We start from the raw sequence: 2,972 nt of genomic DNA on the forward strand, positions 1-2,972 counted from the left end.
GAGCGGAACGCCATCGCCTTCAAGCTGCGGCCATCGTCGCCGGCGACCACGGCGCGGACATGGCCGTTGCCGACCACCTCGGCGCGGACGATGCGGACCGGCCCGGCGACCACCCGCGGGCTCGGCCAGCCCATGCCGTAAGGGCCGCCGGCGTCGAGCGACTCGACCAGCGTCGGCGTCACCCCTCCCGCCGCCAGCACCGCGTCGAGCAGCAGCGTGCGTCCCTCGCGGGCACGATCGACCCTGGCGGCGAGCCGCTCCTCCAGGAAGTCGGCGAACGCGGCGACGTCGCTGGCGGCGATCGTCAGCCCCGCCGCCATCGCATGACCACCGCCGGCGACGAGCAGCCCCGCCTCCTTGGCCGCGAGCACCGCCTGACCCAGGTCGATCCCCGCGATAGACCGCCCCGAGCCCTTGCCGATGCCGTTCTCGTCCAGCGCGATGACGATCGCGGGGCGGCCGAGCGCCTCCTTCAGTCGTCCGGCGACGATGCCGATCACGCCTTGGTGCCAGCCATGACCGGCGACGACGACGACACGGCGATCGCCGAGCGCCAAACCCGCTGCCGCTTCCTGCACCCCAGCCTCGACCAGCCGGCGCTCGTCGTTGAGGCGGCCGAGTTCGGCGGCCAACGCGGCAGCTTCGGCGGGGTCACGGGTAGTGAGCAGCCGGACGCCGAGATCGGCCCGACCGACGCGGCCGCCGGCGTTGATCCGCGGCCCGAGTGCGAAGCCGATGTCGCTCGCCGAGGGCGGCTTGGTCAGCCGCGACACGTCGATCAGCGCGGCAAGGCCGATGTTGCGCCGTGCGGCCATCACCTTCAGCCCCTGGGCGACGAACGCGCGGTTGAGACCGTGCAGCTGGGCAACGTCGGCGACGGTGCCGAGCGCGACCAGGTCGAGATGGTCGATCAGCCGCGGCTCGGGCCGGCTCGCGAAGAAGCCGCGTGCGCGCAACGTCCGCAGCAGCGCCGCCGCCAGCAGGAAACAGACGCCCACCGCAGCAAGATGGCCGTGCGCCGCGCCCTCGGCTTCGTCGAGCCGGTTGGGATTGACCACCGCATGGGCATGGGGGAGCGCCGACGCGCATTGATGATGGTCGACCACCACCACGTCGACCGCCGCGTCGCGCGCCGCAGCCAGCGCCTCGAATGCCTGCGCGCCGCAGTCGACGGTAACGATCAGCGTCGCACCCTCGGCCGCAAGCCGGCACATCGCCGGACCGGACGGACCGTACCCCTCGGTCAGCCGATCGGGAATGTACGGCCGCGCCTCCAGCCCCAAGTCGCGCAGGACCAGCAGCAGCAGCGCCGCCGACGTCGCGCCGTCGACGTCATAGTCGCCGAAGATCGCGACCGGCTCGCGCGCTTCGACCGCGTCGGCCAGCCGGGCGGCGGCGCGGTCCATGTCGCGGAAGATCGACGGGTCGGGCATGAAGCCACGGATCGACGGCGTCCGGTGACGCTCCAGCGCCTCGCGCGGTGCGCCGCGAGCGAGCAGCAGCTGGGTAAGGAGGTCGTCACCGCCGCTATCCTCCCGCCGATCGGCAGCGAGCGCGCGCCAGTGCCAAGGCTGCCCCAGGATGGACGAAGCGACACCCAGCACATGCGGCGGACCAGAGGTCACGCGACCAGCCAGGCGGCTTCGCGAAACCATTTCGTCACGATGTATTTGACCCCGGTCACCACCGCCATGCCTTCATGCAACGTCGCTTCATTGGGACTGCCGTCAAAGTTCATGTTGTTCCAGGCCAGCAACAGGCCGCGCTGGGGCGATACGCGGACGCCGGCGCGTGGAAACCAGGTCGCTCCGCCCTCCTCGACGTCGTTTAGGTAGACCATCGCCGTCCATGTGCGCTGGCCGCCGGTCGCGCTCATCTTCTGCCAATAGCTTTCGGCCTGGTGGAAATAGTCGTGATGCGCGCGGAAATGCTGACCGGGTGCATAGCGCTGACCCTGCATCGTCTCCGTGTTGGCCGGGTCGATACCGAGCAGCTCGGCGATCGCCTCGTCGATCGGACGGACATCGGGAGCCCAGCGGTCCATGTCGCAGCTGTCGCTGGTGCGGAACTCCGGCCCGGTCTCGTCGGACAGCAGTGTCGACGGGCGGCGATTGATGTCGATCAGCGCGATCAGCCGCGCGCACACATCGACGGGGAGGAAATTGGGCCGGGCATAAATCTGGACGGCGTCGGTCGGATAGCGAGTGACGCCGGGCGTAGCCTCCAGCCGCGCGCCGACGGTCTTCCCACTGAGCTGACGGGCAGCTGAGGCGCTGCCGGGGACCTTGGGCTTGGACGCGAATGGGCGGAACAGCGACATGCCGCCGTCCTGCCCGCGCCGGCGTGCGAAGAAAAGCCCCGGCAGCAATCCGCTGCCGGGGCGTTCACGGCTTACCAGAAGATATCGTACACCGTGTCGACGACATAGCCGGTGCGGACGTCGACCAGCAGTGCGTCGTTGTAGTAGCGCACCCACTGATAGGGCCACTGCGCCGGCGGTAGGCGATAGGCATAGGCGTCGTCGATCCAGAAGCCTCGGTCGAACAGACCCACCGACAGGGTGAACTTGGGCGAGAAGCGCCGATAGCCGTAGCGCCAGCTTGGCGGCGCGTAGTAGCGCGGCAGGTGGAAGGCAGAGCGGTTCTGCGCGCGATAGCCTCCCCAATCGTAACGATTGTCGCCGCGCCAGCCGCGGTTCCAGCCACCACCATTGCCGCGGAACTGGCCCTGCTCGGCGCGATTCTGCGGCCCGGGGCCGCGGCCACCGGCTTGCGGGGCATAGCCGCCCTGCCCGCCTTGCGGTCCGCGGTAGCCGGGCTGCGCGCCGCGGTTCGGGTCGCCGTTGAAGCCGCGGCCGGGCTGGCCGTCGTTGCGGCGGTAATCCTCTGCCTGGCCGCCGCCGCGGTTGGGGTCACGCTGATAGCCTTGGCGCTGACCGGCATCGGGGCGGAACCCCTGCGGCTGCCCGCCAC

3 protein-coding genes are annotated in these 2,972 nt (G+C 70.5%); all 3 read right to left on the reverse strand.

All coding sequences use genetic code 11. The annotated features are described in order from the left end of the window. The coding region (gene recJ, locus HUU96_RS13990) for a single-stranded-DNA-specific exonuclease RecJ (RefSeq protein ID WP_254605244.1) at positions 1–1,625 on the reverse strand (1,625 nt) is incomplete at its 3' end. After that, entirely contained in the window at positions 1,622–2,320 is a 699-nt protein-coding gene (locus HUU96_RS13995; protein ID WP_174293358.1) for a prolyl hydroxylase family protein, read from the reverse strand. The genes HUU96_RS13995 and recJ, both read right to left, overlap by 4 nt. 71 nt (positions 2,321–2,391) lie before the next feature. Continuing rightward, positions 2,392–2,972: RcnB family protein (locus tag HUU96_RS15230; RefSeq protein WP_254605245.1), on the reverse strand; the 581-nt coding region annotated here is incomplete at its 5' end.

The organism is Sphingomonas bacterium (assembly GCF_903644135.1).
Taxonomy (GTDB): domain Bacteria; phylum Pseudomonadota; class Alphaproteobacteria; order Sphingomonadales; family Sphingomonadaceae; genus Sphingomonas.

Bases quoted from the DNA above. Each gene is read 5' to 3' on its own strand.
- HUU96_RS13995 (WP_174293358.1), bottom strand. From the start codon at position 2,320: ATGTCGCTGTTCCGCCCATTCGCGTCCAAGCCCAAGGTCCCCGGCAGC.